This window comes from Bradyrhizobium sp. Kon56, assembly GCF_055807635.1.
Genome location: NZ_JBVVOU010000288.1, coordinates 1 through 316, shown reverse-complemented (window position 1 = coordinate 316; position 316 = coordinate 1). Strand labels below are relative to the sequence as shown.

Annotated in this window: 1 protein-coding gene; it reads left to right on the top strand. The window is 45.9% G+C overall.

The genetic code is table 11. From position 1 onward, the window contains the following. Positions 1 to 33: 33 nt before the first annotated feature. A partial coding sequence (locus AC0L3B_RS39005; protein ID WP_473383020.1) for a hypothetical protein occupies positions 34 to 316 on the top strand: 283 nt, incomplete at its 3' end.

Genomic DNA, 316 nt, shown 5'->3' with positions numbered 1-316 from the left:
GGCTGGAGTAACTATACTTACAGTGTTCGGTCGATGGAAGCTGATATAGTAGATTGGGCGAAGCAACCCGGCGAGCATCCCGAGCTGATTGTTTTTTGGAAAGGGAAAGGTCGTATACCTGATGTCGGAATAAAACCCTCAGAGCGCGGTCGCTTCAATATAACGTATGCCGCAGATGAAGAGAATAATATTACGTATCCTACGCTTGCCAGAAAAGCATTCGTCTTTGGAATAGATGAGGTTGAATCGTATTATTCCGAGCTGGATTCGAGCAAGTCACCTTCTTCATTGATGGAAGAGAGAGTTGCGCGAAAGG